The following is a 17950-nucleotide window of genomic DNA, read 5'->3' as shown; positions in this document are numbered from 1 at the left end:
AACGGTCTGCAGAACCTGTTGTGTCCGGGCAAGCGATCAATCGTGGTACATCACTGAGCGCCCGCCATCGAGGGTGATGCACGAGGCATTGATAAACGGTGCTTCATCGCTGGCCAGGAACACGGCAGTCATTGCCACCTCAAGCGGCTGGCCGATGCGCCGCGGCGGGTGCAGGTCGAGTGCACGCTGACGCTCGGCATGGGGGTCGGCGAAACCGTTCCAGTAATCGACGTTGAGCTGCGTCTCGATATACCCCGGCGCGATGGCGTTCACCCGGATGCCCTTGGGTGCGTATTCGATACCCAGGGCACGGGTCAGGCCCATCAGGCCGTGCTTGGCCACCGGGTACGGGAAACAACCTGGAATGATGTGGCTCGAATGGGTTGAGGCAATGTTGATGATGCTGCCGATGCCTTGCTCGATCATCTGCGGCAAAACCGCCTTGCAGCCGTACCAGGCGCCATCCAGATCGATGGCGAAACAACGGCGCCAGTCTTCTTCGGTCATTTCCAGAGGGTCGCGGAACACGTTGACCCCGGCGCAATTGATCAGCACATCGACCCGACCGTGCAGTTGCAACGCCAGTGCGGCCTGGGCATGCAGGTCAGCCTGGCAAGACACATCGGCTCTGATTGCCCGCACATCCGCGCCTTGATCACGCCAATGGGCGGCAACTTTCTCCACCTTTTCGGCCTGGATATCGCTGATGACCATTTTCGCCTGTTGCGCCACGAAGCTGGCCACGATGGCTTCCCCAATACCTTGGGCGGCGCCAGTCAACAGTACGACCTTGTTCTTCAGGCGCTCACCACGGGGTGGTTCGGCTACGGGTGGCAATGCAAGAGGTTCAGCCATTGATCAAGACTCCTGGACACGACAAAAACCGGGCATCTGTCGATGACCGGTTAAAAAGCATGGGGGATTGGGCGGGACGTGCAGACGCGCTAGTGCGCAGGAGCACCCTGGGATAGTTCGGCATCACTTCACCTGTTTTGTTTTTTTAAGTGTGAGTGCGTAGAGCTGAAGCCGACTATAAACCCAGGGTTAATTAAATCTCAATATATAATTTAACATCCCATATTGTGGGAGATTATTGTTCTAGGGATGGCCTAGGCAGGCCCGATCGGGAAAAACTCCCCGCCACTCCACACGCCCAGCCAGTTCCGCCCATCGATCTTGCGCTCCACCGCCAGCTCTACCAGCTGGTAGAACACATTGCGGTGGATCAGGGCTTCAAGATTGCGCCGCACATGCACATAAGGCGCGGGCTCCTGGGTCTGGGGGTCAATGACGAAACGCAGCGGATGCTCGGAGCCGGCATTGATCGACTCGTCGACATGGGTGGTAAAACGCAGGACTTGCTGCTCGCCCTGCCCCTCCACGTCCAAAGTCACCGCGACAAAAGGCGCGTCATCGACTTTGATGCCGACTTTTTCTACCGGGGTAATCAGAAAGTAATCATCGCCGTCGCGGCGAATGATCGTCGAGAAGAGCTTGACCATGGGCTTGCGGCCAATGGGCGTGCCCATGTAGTACCAGGTGCCATCGCGGGCAATACGCATGTCGATATCGCCGCAAAAGGCGGTATCCCACAAGTGAACGGGCGGCAGGCCTTTGTCGGCCCTGGGAATTTGCGCCAACAGGTTGCTGACGTCTACCGGCTCGCTCATGTTGCTCTCCTCGACTTATTGATCGCTCAAGCCTATCAAGCTGCGAGCGTACTTGGCGAGCGGCGGTCCGATCAGGTCTGCGGGCTTGTTGTCATGGAACGTCAGCAAACCGCCGCGGCTGCGAATGGTGGCGGTATCGATCAAATACTGGGTACTGGTCTCGATCAGCATCACCTGGATCACGCCACTGTCGATCCCCAGTCGGCTGATCTCTTCCTGGTCGAGCCATTCGTCGCTGTTGCCGATGCGGTCATCGGCCCGGGCAAAACGGGTGAACAGCAAGTAGTGAGCGCCAAAGCCCCTGGCTTCGGTCATTGCCTGATCGAGCCCGAGCGGCGCTTTGGCACGGCGCACCATGGGAAAGTATTCGACAAAACCGTTGAAAGCCTCTTCGGCCACCACATTGGGGCGCACGTACGGATCGCCGACAGGGGCAAATGGCCCTTGGGCGATGTAGATAAAGGAGTCTGGCTGAATGCGCAGCGAGTTGCTGCGCCGGGTGTTGCTGTGATCGAGCATGCCGGCGTCACTCAGCTGATAACGCGCGCCCTCACCCAGATCGCTGAGCTTCATGCAGCCGCCGAGCGCCAATAAAGCCAGCCAAACAATCAGACCACGCATCCCGTTCTCCCGATGCCGGTGACAAAAAACCGGCGAATAGTCCCGTAATGCAGATTGCGCGCCAGTTTTAGCAGGTCACTGTTTGGCTGTGAGAACGGGCTTTAGCCGCCGATGATCTTCATCACCGTGGCACCACCGGAGAAAGCCACGTCCTGTTTGTCACCCAGGGCTTTCATCAGCAGGCCTTGCAGCGCAGGCAGCGCCTGGTGGCGAGGCTTGTTGAGCAGATCACCCACATAATGGCGATTGCTCGACGACAGGCAACCATGTAGCCATCCCGTGGAAGACAGTCGCAGCCGTGAGCACGTACGGCAAAACGGCACGCTCTCGTTGGCGATCACCCCGAAATAACCATGATCCGGGATCTGGTAGCGCACCGCCGTGGCATCGATTGGCGCATCGGCCTGCAAGTATTCGTAGCGTTCGCCAATCAGCGACAACAGCTGTTGCAAGCTGACGAACTGCTGCAGGAAGGCATTGCTGTCACTGGCCAGGTGGCCCATGCGCATCAGCTCGATAAAACGCAGTTCATAACCGCGCTCAAGGCAGTACTCCAGCAGCGGCATCACCTGATCCAGGTTCTGTCCGCGCAAGGGCACCATATTGACCTTGATCTTGATCCCCGCTTCCCGGGCCCGCTGCATGCCATCGAGCACGGTCGGCAGATCACCGCCACGGGCAATGCTGCGAAACGCTTCTGGATCAAGGGTGTCGAGAGAGACATTGAGACGCCGGATGCCCGCATCCAGCAGCAACGGCAACTTGCGTGCAAGCAATTGGCCGTTAGTGGTCAGGCTGATGTCGCTCAAGCCCAACTGCCCGACTTCACGCATAAAGGTTTCAAGCTTGGGGCTGACCAGCGGTTCGCCGCCGGTAATGCGCAAGCGCTCGATGCCAGCAGCCTCAATCAGATAAGCCACCCCGCGCACCATCGCTTCGGCCGACAGCTCATCCTGCGCGGCAACCAACCGCTTGCCGTTAGGCACACAGTAGGTGCAGGCATAGTTGCAAGCGGAGGTCAGACTGATACGCAAGTTGCGAAAACGTCTGCCTTGGCGATCAACGATCATGGATGACTCCGGCGCGGGGGAAATGGGCCGCCGCAAAACCTGACTCATAAATCAGGTTTTGGCAAGACCCAAGCCTGATTATAAGCCTCAAGGCCATAAGCCATGAAGGCAAATACTGGCCGGGGTTACTCTACAGCCGGGGTATCGGTGTCACGCTTGCGCTTGTTGCCCATGCGTACGCCAATGTCCATCAGGAACTGAAAGAAGCCTTCCTGATCTTCCAGCACATTGCTCCAGAACGGCGAGTGATACAGCGCCACAGCGCCGTGCACCAGAGCCCACGCTGCGCAGTAATGGAAGTATGGCGGTACGTCTTCGAGCTTGCCTTCACTGATACGCCCCTTGATCAGCAGGGTCAGGCGCTCAAAGTTCGAGGCGCGGATCTTGTGCAGCTCTTCGACCAGTTCTGGCACCTGGTTGCCCTTCACCACCTTTTCTTCAAGGCGATCAAACAACCGGTAGCGCTGCGGATCACGCATGCGAAACTCAAAGTAGGCACGGGACAGCGCCTCTTTGTCTTTATCCACGTCGGCGGAATGCAGCAGCTCATTCAAATCGCGCTCGTAGTCGAGCATCAGGCGCAGGTAGATCTCGGCCTTGGACTTGAAGTGCTTGTAGATCGTGCCTTTGCCGATACCCACGGCATCAGCAATCATCTCGACGGTGACACTGTCTTCACCCAGGTCGAGGAACAGCTTGAGCGCGGTATCGAGAATTTCTTGCTCGCGGCGACGAAACTCACGGACCTTACGGGGTTCTTTGTGCATAAGAAAAGGTCTGTTCGGGTCAAAATCGAAGCGGAGTATTATGCATTAGTCACACTAAATTGCACGGATCATCCTGCATATCGATGTGTTCAAACGATTTACCCGCGGCTCGCAGAGCACTCAAGCGAAGCTCGGGTATTCCAAATCTGTTTAAAAAACAATCAATCCTGGCTGGACGTTCGACAAAGCTGGCCAATACTTAACGTGTCGGCGTGACATCCCCCCCAAAGTGTCTCGCCGATTTAGGCAGCAACGGAATGTGTGCCTTTGTTTTACTCCTAATGGTCTTAACCCGAATTCCCCAGAGTTCGGGTTTTTTTTGCCTGCCCGTTTACTTTAAAAACTGTGGGAGCGGGCTTGCTCGCGATGCTGGCGCTGCGGCCTGAATGGATGCGCGCGGTGATGCTATCGCGAGCAGGCCGCTCCCACGTCAGATTGACTGTGCAACCCGAGCCAGCGGAAACAGGCGCTTGAAGTTTTCGGTGGTTTGCTCTGCAAAGCGCTCGTAAGACTCACCGCGCAACATGGCCAGAAAATCGGCGACTTCACGCACGTACTGCGGCAGGTTAGGTTTGCCGCGATAGGGAATCGGGGCGAGGTAAGGCGAATCGGTCTCGACCAGCAGGCGATCTGCAGGCACCTGACGGGCCACATCGCGCAGGGCATCGGCATTGCGAAAGGTCACAATCCCCGACAGCGAGATGTAGTAACCCATGTCCAGCGCCGCCTTGGCCATGTCCCAGTCTTCAGTGAAGCAGTGCAACACGCCAGCCTGGGGCAATGCCGCCTCACGCAGCAAGTTCAGGGTATCGGCGCGGGCGCCACGGGTATGAATAACCACCGGTTTGCCGGTCTGTTGCGCCGCTTCCAGATGCACCCGGAACGACAATTGCTGCAACTCGGCGGCTTCAGGCTCGTAGTGGTAGTCCAGACCGGTTTCACCGATCGCCACCACCCTGGGGTGATTCAGCTCGCTCAACAGCCAGTCCAACGCTGGCGCCGCTCCCGGCTGTACGTCCAGGGGGTGGACGCCCACCGAGCAATCCACATCGGCATACCGATCGGTCAGGGCTTTGACATCGGCCGCGTTGTCGGCGCTTACGCCGATACACAGAAAATGCCCGACACCGCGTTGACGCGCGGCCTCCAGAGCCGCGTCCAGCGAGCCGTCATGGGCGCTCAGATCAAGACGATCGAGATGACAATGAGAGTCAACCAACATACAAAAATTACCTGCTTATCAATTCAATCAAATCAGCGCTGGCCGGGCAGGCTTGCCCACTGCACCAGTAACGCCTCGACCAACAGATCACGGTTAAGGTTGGCCTTGCTCAAGACCTTCTGGCGCTGGGCAAGAATCCAGTCCTGAATGTTCAGAACCTTGTCCTGCGGGGTTTTCTGCGCCAGGTATTGCAGCACTTTGCGCATGTCTTCCAACCCGAGCCCGGCTTCGTCCTGGGTCAGTTGATAGCGCAGGATCAGGTTCGACCAGTCGCAAAACCAGTCAAACAGCAACAGCAGCGGGATGGCTTTCCAGCTTTCCGCCAGTTGACTGGCCGACAGCTCGCGCTTGAGCACCTTCTTGACGCCCTCCACCACCGCTGCCCGTTGTTCGCGAACACCCTGGGCCTGCAACTTGACGGCTCCCAGAGGCGATCCGGCGGCAAGGGTCAATAACTCGACCCGTTCAGCTTCGCCAGTATCAGGCAGGGCCTTGGCCAGCCATTCAAGGCTCAATGCCTGGCTCGGCAACGGACAAGCCTGCTGCACGCAGCGACTGCGGATGGTCGGCAACAGTCGACTGGACTGATGGCTGACCAGCAGCAGGATGGTGTTGCCGGAGGGTTCTTCAAGGCTTTTGAGCAAGGCGTTGGCGGCGTTGATATTCATCGACTCTACCGGCTCGACCAGTACCACCTTGCGCCCGCCCAACTGGGCGGTCTGCACCACAAAACTGACCAGATCGCGCACCTGGTCGACCTTGATTGCCTTGTCAGCTTCTTCAGGCTCAAGAATGTAATGATCGGGGTGACTTCCCGCCGCCAGCAACGAGCAGGATTTGCATGTACCGCAGGCTTCAAGCCCGACCGGCTGCTTGCACAGCAGACTGGCCATCAGTCGTTCGGCCAGAGCCCGCTTGCCGATGCCCGCCGGCCCGTGCAGCAAATAGGCGTGGGCATGCTGCGCTCGCCCTGCCATTTGCTGCCACAGGCTGTCTTGCCACGGATAGGCCTCAGCCACGGTGCAAGCCCAGCAATTCTGGCAACAAGGCGTCCAGTTGCCCTTGAACCTGTTCGAGCGTCTGCGCGGCATCGATCAGGCGATAACGCGCAGGCTCTGCCTTGGCGCGTTCAAGGTAGGTGCTGCGCACCGCATCGAAGAACGTGCGACCTTCCTGCTCGAAGCGGTCAAGTCGACCCCGGGCACTGGCCCGGGCCATGCCGACTTCAATCGGCAGATCAAACACCAGGGTCAGATCAGGACGCAATGGACCCTGGACAAAGGTCTCTAGAGTCGCGATGCGTTCAAAGGACAACCCCCGACCGCCGCCCTGATACGCATAAGTGGCATCGGTAAAGCGATCACACAGCACCACCGCACCCCGGACCAACGCCGGGCGAATGACTTCGGCCAGATGCTGGGCGCGGGCTGCAAAGACCAGCAACAGCTCGGTGTCGGCACACATCGCGTCATCGCTGGGCGTGAGCAGCAGCTCGCGGATACGCTCGGCCAGCGGCGTGCCGCCGGGTTCGCGTGTCAGTACCACGTCGATACCTTCGGCGCGCAAGCGCTCTGCCAGGTACTCACGGTTGGTGCTTTTTCCTGCGCCTTCGGGGCCTTCCAGGGTAATAAACAAGCCAGTCACAGGCAGCAATCCTTAATCAGTGTCTTTCGGGCCTTGCGGCTCGGCCGGGGGACTCTCCGGCTCGGCAGCAGGGGTCGGCGCGGGGCTCGAACGGTAATCGGCCCTGCGCTTGATCTGGAATTCGCGCACCGCATTGTTGTGCGCATCCAGGTCATCGGAAAACGTGTGGCTACCATCGCCCTTGGCCACAAAGTACAGGCTGGAGCCACTGACCGGGTGCAAAGCGGCATTAATCGCTTCACGCCCCACCATGGCAATGGGCGTAGGCGGCAAGCCAGGAATCGTATAGGTGTTGTACGGCGTGGGTTCGCGCAAGTGGGCCCGTGTCAGCTTGCCGTTGTAACGCTCGCCCAGGCCATAGATCACCGTAGGATCGGTTTGCAGCGGCATGCCGATTTTCATCCGGCGCACAAAAACCCCGGCAATTTGCCCGCGCTCCTGTGGCACACCGGTTTCCTTCTCCACCAGTGACGCCATGATCAGCGCCTGATAAGGGTTGGCATAAGGCACGCTCGGATCACGCTGTTCCCACTCCTGGGCAAGCACTTTCTCAAGACGGTCGTAGGCTTTTTCCAGCAACTGGGCATCGGTCATGCCGCGCACAAAGCGATAGGTGTCTGGAAAGAATCGACCTTCCGGAAATTCCCCGGCATGACCCAGCTTGGCCATGAGTTCGCTATCGCTCAGGCCATCGAGGGTCTGTTCGATTTTTTCATGCTTGGCCAAAGCGCTGCGCACCTGGCGAAAATTCCAGCCTTCAACCAGAGTCAGGCTGTATTGCACCACTTCGCCACGCTGCCACAGACCAATAAGGTCCTGGGCGGTCATGCCCGGGGTCATGCGGTATTCACCGCTGTGCAACGGCTGGCCCTCAAGGTTGAAGCGCCAGTACACGCGCAACCAGAACGCGTCACGCAGCGTGTCGTCAGCTTCCAGACGATTGAACGTACCGGTCGGCGTGGCGCCAGCCGGTACATCGAGCAATTGTTCCTGCGTCAGATTGAGCGGTTGGTCGAGCGCAGAATTGAGCTTCCAGGCGCTAGCGCCCAGCAGCAAGCCCGCCAGCACCAGACCTGTCTCCAGCAGCACCAAGAATTTACGTTTCACGAATCAAACATCCAGTAGGGTGCGAGCAATGCCTTGCAGTTTACGGGTGAGTGGCCCCACCGGCCAGCTCAGGTCTGCAAATGCGCGCACGGGCCAAACGCCATACACGCTGTTACAGAGGAAGAGTTCATCGGCCTGTTGCAGCTGCGCAAGGCTGATGTCAGTAACCAGACAAGGAATGGCCAGGCGTTCGGCCTCGACCAGCAGTGCAGCCCGCATCACGCCGGCCACGCCACACCGCTGCAGGTCGGCGGTCATCAGAACCCCGTCACGCACCATGAACAGATTGCTGAACACACCTTCAATCACCCGTCCCGACGTGTCGCGCATCAAGCCCTCGGCGTAGGCCGGGTCTTGCCATTCGGATCGCGCAATGACCTGTTCGAGTCGATTGAGATGCTTGAGCCCCGCCAACAACGGCTGTTCAGCCAGACGGGTGGCGCAATCAAACAGCGCTATCCCTTGCAGCGCGTACGCTTGGGGATAAGCCGCAGCCGGACTGGCCTGAAGAATTCGTCGAGGCAAAGCCCCGGTGGACGCGCCATAACCACGCTGACTATCGCCACGGGTCAGGATGAGCTTGAGGACGCCCTCGCCCATCGCTTGCGCATATGCCAGCAATTCGCTGCGGATCAATGCCTGATCCGCAACAATCGCCAGCCGGGAACAACCGAGCGCCAGACGCTGCATATGCAGTTCCAGCAGCAGCGGTGTGCCAGCCTTGACGGCGATGGTCTCAAACAGACCATCACCATAGGCCAGCCCACGGTCTTTGAGCGACGCAAGAGCGTTCGCCGGCTGACCGTCGACCCAGCTTTGCATCAGTCGGCGTACCGACGGAACACCAACGAACCGTTTGTGCCGCCAAAACCGAATGAGTTGGACAGCACCACGTCGATCGGCATTTCACGCGCGGTGTGCGGCACGAAGTCCAGATCGCAGCCTTCATCAGGCTCGTCGAGGTTGATGGTCGGCGGGGCAATCTGGCTGTTGATGGCCAGTACGCTGAAAATCGCCTCGACCGCGCCCGCTGCACCCAACAGGTGACCGGTCATGGACTTGGTCGAACTCACCGCCAGTTTGTAGGCGTGATCACCAAACACCGACTTGATCGCCGACACTTCTGCCAGATCGCCAGCAGGGGTCGAGGTGCCGTGGGCGTTGATGTACTGCACTTGATCAGCGTTCAGCTGGGCGTCACGCAGGGCATTGGTAATGCAGCGGGCCGCACCTGCACCATCGGCCGGAGGCGAGGTCATGTGGAAAGCGTCACCGCTCATCCCAAAACCGATCAGCTCGGCGTAGATGGTCGCACCACGCGCCTTGGCATGTTCAAGCTCTTCGAGCACCAGCGCACCGGCACCGTCAGACAATACAAATCCATCACGGCCTTTGTCCCACGGACGGCTGGCACGGGTTGGATCGTCGTTGCGGGTCGACAACGCACGGGAGGCACCAAAGCCGCCCATGCCCAGGCCGCAGGCGGCCATTTCGGCGCCGCCGGCAATCATCACGTCGGCTTCGCCGTAAGCAATGTTGCGAGCTGCCATGCCAATGCAATGCGTACCAGTGGTACAGGCAGTCGCGATGGCATAGTTAGGCCCCTGTGTACCCAGGTGGATAGACAGAAAACCGGAAATCATGTTGATGATCGAACCGGGCACGAAAAACGGAGAAATCCGTCGCGGGCCTTGCTCGTGCAAGGTACGGCTGGTTTCTTCGATATTGGTCAGACCGCCAATACCCGAACCCATTGCCACACCGATGCGCTCACGATTGGCGTCGGTAACTTCAAGGCCGGAATTACGCACAGCCTGAAACCCAGCTGCCAAACCGTACTGAATAAACAGGTCAAGTTTTCGGGCTTCTTTGACGGAGAGGTAATCCTCAACGTTAAAGCCCTGTACCGAGCCGCCAAAACGGGTGGAATAGGCAGAAAGATCCGTGTGTTCGATCAGACCAATGCCACTTCGGCCTGCCAGAATGCCTTGCCAGGTGCTCGGAACATCCGCACCCAGTGGCGACAACATCCCCATACCGGTGACTACGACGCGTCTACGCGACACAGCACTCTCCTTTATTCTATTGACGACACTTTGCATCACGCCTAAAGAAAAAACCGCACGCCAGAGCGGCAGTGCGGTTTTTCCATGACAGCGAGCAACGATTACAAACTATTACGCCTGGTGGCTAGTAACGTAATCGATAGCGGCTTGTACAGTAGTGATCTTTTCAGCTTCTTCGTCAGGAATCTCAGTCTCGAATTCCTCTTCCAGAGCCATCACAAGCTCAACGGTGTCAAGGGAGTCGGCACCCAGGTCTTCAACGAAGGAAGCGGCATTGGTCACTTCTTCTTCTTTAACGCCCAGTTGCTCGGCAACGATTTTCTTGACGCGCTCTTCGATGGTGCTCATACCTTGTTTTCACTCCTAATGGACAAATTCAGGCAGCTGGCCAGTGGGCAAGTGTATCGAAAGCCTTTTCAGTTTTTCAACTGAAAGCTTTGCACTCACACCGCAACAACCGGCTGCCTATAAATAGATTGCAGCTTTATAACGGATTTTAGACAGCTCGTATGACATTTTTTTGAAGCAATCCGTCACATTTAACTCATGTACATCCCGCCGTTGACCGGGATTGTAGCCCCTGTCACGTAGGCTGCACCGTCAGATGCCAGGAAAGCGACCACGTTTGCGATCTCTTGAGCCTGGCCCAAACGGCCCAGCGGAATCTGCGTCTGCAAGGCTTCGCGCTGTGCCTCTGGCAATTCACGGGTCATATCGGTATCGATAAAGCCCGGAGCCACCGAGTTGACAGTGATCGAGCGCGAGCCCACTTCACGTGCCAGCGCACGACCGAAACCTTCAAGGCCTGCCTTGGCGGCGGCGTAGTTTACTTGGCCTGCGTTGCCCATGGCACCCACAACAGAGCCAATATTGATAATTCGTCCCCAACGGGCCTTGGTCATGCCACGCAAAACCCCCTTGGACAGGCGATACAGACTGTTCAGGTTGGTATCGATAACGTCATGCCATTCGTCATCTTTCATGCGCATCATCAGGTTATCGCGGGTGATACCGGCATTATTGACCAGAATCGCCGGAGCACCGAACTGCTCCTGGATGCTCGCCAGCACCGCAGCAACCGATTCGCTGCTGGTGACATTGAGTTCCATGCCAGTGCCCTGAACACCGTTTTCTTTCAGGGTGGCAGCAATACGCTCGGCACCGGCTTGCGAAGTCGCAGTGCCGATGACAACGGCGCCCTGACGACCCAACTCCAATGCGATAGCCTGGCCAATGCCACGGCTTGCGCCTGTTACCAGTGCAACTTTACCTTGCAAGCTCATGCAGGCTTCTCCTGATTCAGACCAGAGCCAATCGCGCAGCGGCGAAGGCATCCGGGGTATTCAAATTGTGGGTCGTCACGCCTTCAGCGCAACGCTTGCTGATACCTACCAGGACCTTGCCCGGACCGCACTCAACCAGATCAACCGGGCCGCCAGCCGCAAGCACCTGTACCGACTCAACCCAGCGCACTGGCTTGTACAACTGTTCGAGCAAGTCGCGCTTGAGGGTTGGCAAATCGGCTGCAACAGCGGCACTGACGTTCTGCACCAAGGCAATGGTCGGCATTTTCCAGTCGATCGCCTCGATGGACTCGGCAAAACGCTCAGCGGCAGGACGCATCAGCTCGCAGTGCGAAGGCACGCTCACCGGCAACGGCAATGCACGTTTGGCGCCTTTGGCCTTGCACAGCTCCATGGCGCGCTCAACAGCAGCCTTGGCGCCAGCGATCACGACCTGGCCCGGCGAGTTGAAGTTCACTGCGCTGACCACTTCACCTTGCGCCGCTTCGGCACAGGCCGCCAGCACGTCAGCATCTTCCAGGCCCAGGATTGCCGCCATGGCACCCTGGCCGGCCGGTACGGCTTCTTGCATCAGTTGACCGCGACGCTCAACCAGTTTGACTGCCTCAGCCAATGTCAGGCATTCGGCAGCAACCAACGCGCTGTACTCGCCCAGGCTATGGCCTGCAACAAAGTCAGGGCGCTTGCCGCCTTCGGCCAGCCACAGGCGCCACAGGGCAATCGAGGCGGCCAGAATGGCAGGCTGGGTAATATCGGTTTGATTCAGCTTCTCTGCAGGACCTTCCTGGATCAGCGCCCACAGGTCGTAACCCAGAGCAGCGGAAGCTTCTTTAAATGTTTCCAGGACCAGCGGATGCTCCGCGCCCAGCTCGGCCAACATGCCGAGGGACTGCGAACCCTGCCCTGGAAAGACAAATGCGAGGGATGTAGACATGTAACAAGCCCCTAATGATCTTGTCGTCGGAGAATTGACGCCCTACCGTAGTGGACGCAAGAAACTGACAGTTGGATGGCTGATTGGACTGAGCGGTCACATTTAAGCATCAGCCCGGCAAAACGCCTACGGCAACAACCCTTCAAGGCGCCCATACAAACGCTTTGGCAGGTCTTCATGGATTTCAATCAATGCGCGCTCTATCGCACTCTGAAAGCCCTGAGCACCTGCCGAACCGTGACTCTTGATCACAATCCCCTGAAGCCCGAGAAAGCTCGCACCGTTATGACGCGCGGGCGCCAGGTCGGCCTGCAGGCGCCGCATCAACGGCAACGCCAGCGCACCTACACAGCGACTGAACAGGTTACGCCTGAACACCGCCTCAAGCCTGCTCGAAATCATGGTCGCAAGACCTTCGCTGGACTTGAGCATGATATTGCCGACAAACCCGTCACACACCACCACGTCAGCCTCGCCACGGTACACACCATCACCCTCGACAAAGCCGATGTAGTGCAGCCCGGACGCCGCCTGCAACAACGCAGCCGCCTCTTTGACCTGCTGATTGCCCTTGACGTCTTCGGTGCCGATATTGAGCAAGGCAACCCGTGGACGAAGCACACCCAGCGCCTGCGCCGCCACCGACCCCATGACTGCAAACTGGAACAACTGCCCGGCCGTGCAATCGACATTCGCGCCCAAGTCCAGCAACTGACAGTAGCCCGTCTGGGTCGGCACCGCCGCCACCATCGCCGGACGATCGATCCCCGGCAAGGTCTTGAGCACATGACGGGACAACGCCATCAGTGCGCCGGTATTGCCGGAACTGACACAGGCTTGCACCTTGCCATCACGGAGCAACTCCAGCGCCACACGCATGGAAGAGTCAGGCTTGCTGCGCAGGGCATTGGAAGGCCGCTCATTCATGGCAATCACTTCAGAAGCAGGGGTAATCGTCAGGCGCGAGCGATCCACAGCCGAATGGCCAGCGATCAAGGTTTCAAGTATGGAGGGTTGACCGACGAGGGTCAGGTGTAACGAGGGAGTAGCAGACAGGCAGGCAATGCAGGCCTGAACAATGCTGCGGGGACCGAAGTCCCCGCCCATTGCGTCGATCGCGATGACCTGAGCGGACAAGTGATTACTCGTCAGCGCCCTTGTCGATCACTTTACGACCACGGTATACGCCTTCTGGCGATACGTGGTGACGCAGGTGAATTTCACCGGTGGTTTTTTCTACGGACAGAGTGCTAGCCGAAAGAGCATCGTGCGAACGACGCATGTCACGGGCAGAGCGGGATTTTTTGTTCTGCTGAACAGCCATAATTAATTAACTCCTAAACGTTTGGGTCACGCTTTAACTGCGCCAATACACTGAACGGGTTGGACCGCGTTACCTCGTCCTCGCCTGGCTCGGGCTCATCGAGACCCGCCGGCTGCTGGCATTCTTCCGGATGATGAGCAGGCACAATGGGCAAGGCAAGCAAAAGCTCTTCCTCGATCAGTGACTGCAGATCCAATGGATCTTCGCCCAGTTCCAGCACGTCATAACCTTTCGGTAACGACTGGGTATTTGCACCCTCCTTCACCACAGCATAACTGCACTCGCTGTGAATCGGCAGGGTGACCAGCTCAAGACAACGCTGGCAAACCATCTTGACCTCAACGTCGATGGAGCTGTGTATTACCACAGATCTTCGCTCGTCTCGCTCAAAAACAAATTTAGCCTGGACCGTACCGACATTGTCGGAAAGCGGGTCGCAGAGTCTCTCCAAATCAGCCAGCAGCACTTCACCTTGAAGGGTAGTGCCACGATCAGCTAATTTGCGCGGGTCAACGTGAGGTGGAATCGGGTCATTCAACATAGGCGCAGCATTCTAGGGACGACCCCTCCACCTGTCAAAGGAAATTGTGCCTGTGCGACATCCCGTACGCCCGCTAGAATCGCCAACCACCCACAGGAGCCGCGCATGCTACCTTTATTACTCGCTTCAAGCTCGGTTTACCGCCGCGAATTACTGACTCGCCTGCGCCTGCCTTTCAGCTGCAGCTCACCCGACATTGACGAAAGCCACCGCCCCGGCGAGACCGCCATTGAACTGGTCAAGCGCCTATCCCTGGAAAAAGCACGAGCACTCGCCAAAAGCCATCCAAACCACCTGATCATTGGCTCCGACCAGGTCGCCGTGCTCGACGGACAGATCATCGGCAAACCCCACACCCACGACAAGGCCCACCAACAACTGATGAGCGCCAGCGGTGCCAGCGTGAGCTTCCTGACCGGCCTGACCCTGCTCAACAGCCAGACGGGCCACCACCAGACCGATTGCATTCCCTTCACCGTGCACATGCGCACGCTAAGTGCCGAACAGATCGAACGCTATCTGCTCGCAGAACAGCCCTACGACTGCGCTGGCAGCTTTAAAGCCGAAGGCCTTGGTGTGAGCCTGTTTCAACGCACAGAAGGCGATGACGCCACCAGCCTGGTCGGCTTGCCACTGATACGCCTGGTGGACATGCTGCTTGCAGAAGGCGTACACCTGCCCTGAATAAGCCGCAATACTCTGTAGTCGCTGCCGAGGAACGAAGGCTGCGATCGGCCGCGAAGCGGACGTAGAACCTGACATATTCGGGTGTTCCATTTTGCGAACGCTTCGCGCTCGATCGCAGCCTTCGTTCCTCGGCAGCGACTACAGAACGCTCGACACCACAAAAAAAACGACCCGAAGGCCGTTTCTTGTGAGCAGAGAGAGCAATCAGCGCAGTGTTGGCCCCTGAAAGCCCATCCACATCGCCAATTGCTCAGCCACGCTGGCACCGAGCTTTTTCGAGAAGCGATCGAAAGCCGACTCCTGGACAGTGAAATCCACCAGATCCTTTGCACCGATCACATCACGGGCAACCGAACTGGTATTGCCCAGCCCGTCAATCAACCCCAGAGGCAGCGCCTGCTGACCGGTCCAGACCAACCCCGAGAACAACTCAGGATGCTCCTTGTCTTTCAGGCGATCACCACGCCCCTGCTTGACGCTATCAATGAACTGCTGGTGAGTCACATTCAGAACACCCTGCCAGAACTTGGTTTCGTCCGGTTTTTCCGGCTCAAACGGATCCAGGAACGCCTTGTGGTCACCCGAAGTGTACGCACGACGCTGAATCCCCAGCTTGTCCATCGCCCCGACAAAGCCAAAGCCCGCCGCCGTCACGCCAATCGACCCGACAAGACTGGCCTTGTCGGCGTAAATCTCGTCAGCAGCACTGGCAATGTAATAGGCACCGGAAGCTCCCAAATCGGAAATCACCGCATACACCTTGGTGTCGGGATGCAAACCGCGCAAACGACGAATCTCATCGTAGACATAACCCGACTGCACCGGACTGCCGCCCGGACTGTTGATGCGCAATACCACACCCTTGACCCTTGGATCATCGAATGCAGCCTGCAGACTGGTAACCAGGTTATCGGCACTGGCAGGCTCTTTATCTGCAATCGGGCCGCGCACATCGATCAACGCGGTATAGCTCGAACCGCCCACCGCACTTCGCTCCATGCTCAGCAGCGGGGTAAACAGCAGCAACACCGCAATGAGGTAACAGAACATCAGGACCTTGAAGAAAATCCCCCAGCGGCGCGAACGGCGCTGCTCCTGAATACCCGCCAACAAGGTTTTTTCCAGCAGTTGCCAGCTTTTTGCATCACCGACAGTCGACTCAGCCGCAGAGGGCGCTTTCCATTGATCAACCATGCACTACCCCAGCAAAGACTTTAATTAACCTGACGATCCAGCCAGGCGCGCAACTCGGGAAAACTGTCAATCGCCAACCGAGGCTCAAACGCCAGCAAGCGCTCCATTGACTGAGCACCATAGCCTACCGCAACAGAGTCGATACCCGCGTTGCGCGCCATCAACAAATCAAAGGAAGCATCACCCACCATCAACGCCTGATCCGGGCGCACATCGCAATGGGCCAGAATCTGATTGAGCATCAAGGGATCGGGTTTGCTTGCAGTCTCATCTGCTGCACGGGTGATATCGAAAAAATCTTCCCACCCATGGGCCTTGAGCACACGATCCAGCCCGCGACGCGCCTTGCCCGTAGCAACCGCCAGGCGATAGCCCTGCTCACGGAACACCTCAAGCGACTCCCTGACCCCGGCGAACAACGGCGAAGGCTCGGCATCCATGGCGATGTAGACATCAGCATAGTGCTGACGAAATGCAATCACCTGCCCTGGCGTCATGTCGGGATAGAGCGTCAGAATCGCCTCGGGCAGGCCCAACCCGATAATCCCCTTGACTGCTGGCGCATCGCGCTCAGGGCGACCCGCTCGCTGCGCTGCAACCTGCATTGCAGTAACAATCCGACCAATGGAGTCGGCCAACGTGCCGTCCCAGTCAAAAATCAGCAGCTTGTAGTCAGTAGGGGACACTCAGTCGCTCCACGGTCTTGGCCCACATTTCATCTACCGGGGCCTGGAATTTCATCTCACCGCCATCGGGCATCGGCACAGTCAGCATGTAGGCATGCAGAAACAACCGCTTGCCGCCCAGATCACGGATCTCCTTGGAGAAGCCTTCATCGCCGTACTTGGTATCACCGGCAATGCAATGACCGGCATGCAGGGTATGCACGCGAATCTGGTGAGTACGGCCGGTGATCGGACGAGCCTCGACCATGGTTGCAAAATCACCGAAGCGGCGCAGCACCTTGAACACGGTGACGGACTCTTTGCCTTCTTCGTTGACTTCAACCATGCGCTCACCCGAACGCAAGTTGCTCTTCATCAGCGGCGCACGCACCTGCTTGATCGAAGCCGCCCAGTTGCCACGCACCAGCGCCATGTAACGCTTGTCGATACCGTCACCGCGAAGCGCCTCGTGAAGATGGCGCAACATGCTGCGTTTTTTGGCAATCATCAACAGGCCGGACGTGTCACGGTCCAGGCGGTGCACCAATTCCAATTCCTTGACGTCAGGACGCATCTGACGAAAGGCTTCGATCACGCCAAAGGTCAAACCGCTGCCGCCATGCACGGCGATGCCTGCCGGCTTGTTCAAGACAATCAGCGCCTTATCTTCATAGACAATCGCCGCCTCAAGGCGCAACAACAAACCTTGGGCCACAGGCACAGGCTCGTCGCGCTCAGGCACGCGAACCGGCGGCACGCGCACGATGTCGCCCGCCTGCAGCTTGTACTCGGGTTTGATCCGGCCCTTGTTCACGCGCACTTCGCCTTTACGCAAAATGCGGTAAATCAAGGTCTTGGGAACACCCTTGAGTCGAGCAAGCAGGAAATTGTCGATGCGTTGGCCGGCATATTCCGGCGAGACCTCAAGCAGCTGGACGCTGGGGGTCGGGGGGGTAGTCGTCGTCATGGCGCCGATGATAACAATTTTTTATGGAATTGAAGCACTTAATCATTGCTGCTATAGTCGCGAACGCCGCCAAAAGCGGCCTGGACAGAGGATTAACGGTGTATCACCGGCCCTGACCAACGCTCTTAACAAGGACGCGAGGCCGTCCCACGGGGCTTTCGCTACAC

Annotated in this window: 21 protein-coding genes; 1 reads left to right on the top strand and 20 read right to left on the bottom strand. The window is 58.1% G+C overall.

Annotation, left to right across the window (positions count from 1 at the left end; all coding sequences use genetic code 11):
- Positions 1–36: 36 nt before the first annotated feature.
- The 17 genes from VSQ83_RS06080 to VSQ83_RS06000 form a co-directional block, all read right to left on the bottom strand.
- Positions 37–855: an SDR family oxidoreductase gene (locus VSQ83_RS06080; protein WP_219262521.1), complete on the bottom strand. Its 819-nt coding sequence runs from the start codon at positions 853–855 to the stop codon at positions 37–39.
- 254 nt (positions 856–1109) lie between these two features.
- The gene (locus tag VSQ83_RS06075) at positions 1110–1670 is read right to left on the bottom strand and encodes a DUF1285 domain-containing protein (RefSeq protein WP_133075641.1); all 561 of its coding nucleotides are present in this window, start codon (positions 1668–1670) and stop codon (positions 1110–1112) included.
- A gap of 15 nt (positions 1671–1685) precedes the next feature.
- Complete coding sequence (locus VSQ83_RS06070; RefSeq protein ID WP_219262522.1) at positions 1686–2291, bottom strand: DUF4823 domain-containing protein; 606 nt, start codon at positions 2289–2291, stop codon at positions 1686–1688.
- Positions 2292–2392: 101 nt separating this feature from the next.
- Complete coding sequence (locus VSQ83_RS06065) at positions 2393–3361, bottom strand: GTP 3',8-cyclase MoaA (protein ID WP_133075643.1); 969 nt, start codon at positions 3359–3361, stop codon at positions 2393–2395.
- Between the two features lie 125 nt (positions 3362–3486).
- Positions 3487–4128 carry a TetR/AcrR family transcriptional regulator gene (locus VSQ83_RS06060; protein ID WP_019827947.1) on the bottom strand — a complete coding sequence of 214 codons (642 nt, stop codon included), beginning with the start codon at positions 4126–4128 and terminating at the stop codon, positions 3487–3489.
- A gap of 430 nt (positions 4129–4558) precedes the next feature.
- Positions 4559–5350: a TatD family hydrolase gene (locus VSQ83_RS06055; protein ID WP_133075644.1), complete on the bottom strand. Its 792-nt coding sequence runs from the start codon at positions 5348–5350 to the stop codon at positions 4559–4561.
- A 32-nt stretch (positions 5351–5382) separates the two neighbouring features.
- Entirely contained in the window at positions 5383–6369 is a 987-nt protein-coding gene (locus VSQ83_RS06050; RefSeq protein ID WP_219262523.1) for a DNA polymerase III subunit delta', read from the bottom strand.
- On the bottom strand, positions 6362–6994 hold the full coding sequence (gene tmk, locus VSQ83_RS06045; protein WP_219262524.1) for a dTMP kinase: 633 nt from the start codon (positions 6992–6994) through the stop codon (positions 6362–6364). The genes VSQ83_RS06050 and tmk overlap by 8 nt, the downstream gene beginning before the upstream one ends.
- 12 nt (positions 6995–7006) lie before the next feature.
- Complete coding sequence (gene mltG, locus VSQ83_RS06040; protein ID WP_133075674.1) at positions 7007–8101, bottom strand: endolytic transglycosylase MltG; 1095 nt, start codon at positions 8099–8101, stop codon at positions 7007–7009.
- Between the two features lie 3 nt (positions 8102–8104).
- Positions 8105–8923, bottom strand: coding sequence for an aminodeoxychorismate lyase (gene pabC / locus VSQ83_RS06035; RefSeq protein ID WP_326425689.1), 819 nt, complete (start codon positions 8921–8923; stop codon positions 8105–8107).
- Positions 8923–10167 carry a beta-ketoacyl-ACP synthase II gene (gene fabF, locus VSQ83_RS06030; protein ID WP_133075676.1) on the bottom strand — a complete coding sequence of 415 codons (1245 nt, stop codon included), beginning with the start codon at positions 10165–10167 and terminating at the stop codon, positions 8923–8925. Before fabF ends, pabC begins: the two co-directional genes overlap by 1 nt.
- Before the next feature lie 111 nt (positions 10168–10278).
- Positions 10279–10515 (bottom strand): acyl carrier protein, encoded by a 237-nt coding sequence (gene acpP / locus VSQ83_RS06025; RefSeq protein ID WP_016779952.1) that lies wholly within the window; start codon positions 10513–10515, stop codon positions 10279–10281.
- A gap of 191 nt (positions 10516–10706) precedes the next feature.
- Entirely contained in the window at positions 10707–11450 is a 744-nt protein-coding gene (fabG, locus tag VSQ83_RS06020) for a 3-oxoacyl-ACP reductase FabG (RefSeq protein WP_133075677.1), read from the bottom strand.
- A 16-nt stretch (positions 11451–11466) separates the two neighbouring features.
- Positions 11467–12405 carry an ACP S-malonyltransferase gene (gene fabD, locus VSQ83_RS06015; RefSeq protein WP_133075678.1) on the bottom strand — a complete coding sequence of 313 codons (939 nt, stop codon included), beginning with the start codon at positions 12403–12405 and terminating at the stop codon, positions 11467–11469.
- Positions 12406–12531: 126 nt separating this feature from the next.
- Positions 12532–13542, bottom strand: coding sequence for a phosphate acyltransferase PlsX (gene plsX / locus VSQ83_RS06010; RefSeq protein WP_133075679.1), 1011 nt, complete (start codon positions 13540–13542; stop codon positions 12532–12534).
- A 4-nt stretch (positions 13543–13546) separates the two neighbouring features.
- Complete coding sequence (gene rpmF / locus VSQ83_RS06005; RefSeq protein WP_003442519.1) at positions 13547–13729, bottom strand: 50S ribosomal protein L32; 183 nt, start codon at positions 13727–13729, stop codon at positions 13547–13549.
- Between the two features lie 13 nt (positions 13730–13742).
- Positions 13743–14270 (bottom strand): YceD family protein, encoded by a 528-nt coding sequence (locus VSQ83_RS06000; protein WP_019827935.1) that lies wholly within the window; start codon positions 14268–14270, stop codon positions 13743–13745.
- Between the two features lie 105 nt (positions 14271–14375).
- Between VSQ83_RS06000 and VSQ83_RS05995 the strand changes: the two genes are divergently transcribed.
- Complete coding sequence (locus tag VSQ83_RS05995) at positions 14376–14954, top strand: Maf family protein (protein ID WP_326425686.1); 579 nt, start codon at positions 14376–14378, stop codon at positions 14952–14954.
- Between the two features lie 207 nt (positions 14955–15161).
- Here VSQ83_RS05995 and VSQ83_RS05990 read toward each other — a convergent pair whose 3' ends face one another.
- Genes VSQ83_RS05990 through rluC form a run of 3 tightly spaced genes read right to left on the bottom strand, consistent with a single transcriptional unit; the run spans position 15162 to position 17783 of the window.
- Positions 15162–16151 carry a S49 family peptidase gene (locus VSQ83_RS05990; protein ID WP_133075681.1) on the bottom strand — a complete coding sequence of 330 codons (990 nt, stop codon included), beginning with the start codon at positions 16149–16151 and terminating at the stop codon, positions 15162–15164.
- Between the two features lie 20 nt (positions 16152–16171).
- Positions 16172–16837: an HAD-IA family hydrolase gene (locus VSQ83_RS05985; RefSeq protein ID WP_133075682.1), complete on the bottom strand. Its 666-nt coding sequence runs from the start codon at positions 16835–16837 to the stop codon at positions 16172–16174.
- On the bottom strand, positions 16824–17783 hold the full coding sequence (gene rluC / locus VSQ83_RS05980) for a 23S rRNA pseudouridine(955/2504/2580) synthase RluC (protein WP_019827927.1): 960 nt from the start codon (positions 17781–17783) through the stop codon (positions 16824–16826). Before rluC ends, VSQ83_RS05985 begins: the two co-directional genes overlap by 14 nt.
- Between the last annotated feature and the right edge of the window lie 167 nt (positions 17784–17950).

This window comes from Pseudomonas sp. DSV-1 (genome assembly GCF_035830915.1).
Lineage (GTDB): Bacteria > Pseudomonadota > Gammaproteobacteria > Pseudomonadales > Pseudomonadaceae > Aquipseudomonas.
This window is presented reverse-complemented; position numbering and strand designations above follow the sequence as displayed.

Bases quoted from the DNA above. Each gene is read 5' to 3' on its own strand.
- VSQ83_RS06080 (WP_219262521.1), bottom strand. From the start codon at position 855: ATGGCTGAACCTCTTGCATTGCCACCCGTAGCCGAACCACCCCGTGGT.
- VSQ83_RS06075 (WP_133075641.1), bottom strand. From the start codon at position 1,670: ATGAGCGAGCCGGTAGACGTCAGCAACCTGTTGGCGCAAATTCCCAGG.
- VSQ83_RS06070 (WP_219262522.1), bottom strand. From the start codon at position 2,291: ATGCGTGGTCTGATTGTTTGGCTGGCTTTATTGGCGCTCGGCGGCTGC.
- VSQ83_RS06065 (WP_133075643.1), bottom strand. From the start codon at position 3,361: ATGATCGTTGATCGCCAAGGCAGACGTTTTCGCAACTTGCGTATCAGT.
- VSQ83_RS06060 (WP_019827947.1), bottom strand. From the start codon at position 4,128: ATGCACAAAGAACCCCGTAAGGTCCGTGAGTTTCGTCGCCGCGAGCAA.
- VSQ83_RS06055 (WP_133075644.1), bottom strand. From the start codon at position 5,350: ATGTTGGTTGACTCTCATTGTCATCTCGATCGTCTTGATCTGAGCGCC.
- pabC (WP_326425689.1), bottom strand. From the start codon at position 8,923: ATGCAAAGCTGGGTCGACGGTCAGCCGGCGAACGCTCTTGCGTCGCTC.
- acpP (WP_016779952.1), bottom strand. From the start codon at position 10,515: ATGAGCACCATCGAAGAGCGCGTCAAGAAAATCGTTGCCGAGCAACTG.
- fabG (WP_133075677.1), bottom strand. From the start codon at position 11,450: ATGAGCTTGCAAGGTAAAGTTGCACTGGTAACAGGCGCAAGCCGTGGC.
- fabD (WP_133075678.1), bottom strand. From the start codon at position 12,405: ATGTCTACATCCCTCGCATTTGTCTTTCCAGGGCAGGGTTCGCAGTCC.
- rpmF (WP_003442519.1), bottom strand. From the start codon at position 13,729: ATGGCTGTTCAGCAGAACAAAAAATCCCGCTCTGCCCGTGACATGCGT.
- VSQ83_RS06000 (WP_019827935.1), bottom strand. From the start codon at position 14,270: ATGTTGAATGACCCGATTCCACCTCACGTTGACCCGCGCAAATTAGCT.
- VSQ83_RS05995 (WP_326425686.1), top strand. From the start codon at position 14,376: ATGCTACCTTTATTACTCGCTTCAAGCTCGGTTTACCGCCGCGAATTA.
- VSQ83_RS05990 (WP_133075681.1), bottom strand. From the start codon at position 16,151: ATGGTTGATCAATGGAAAGCGCCCTCTGCGGCTGAGTCGACTGTCGGT.
- rluC (WP_019827927.1), bottom strand. From the start codon at position 17,783: ATGACGACGACTACCCCCCCGACCCCCAGCGTCCAGCTGCTTGAGGTC.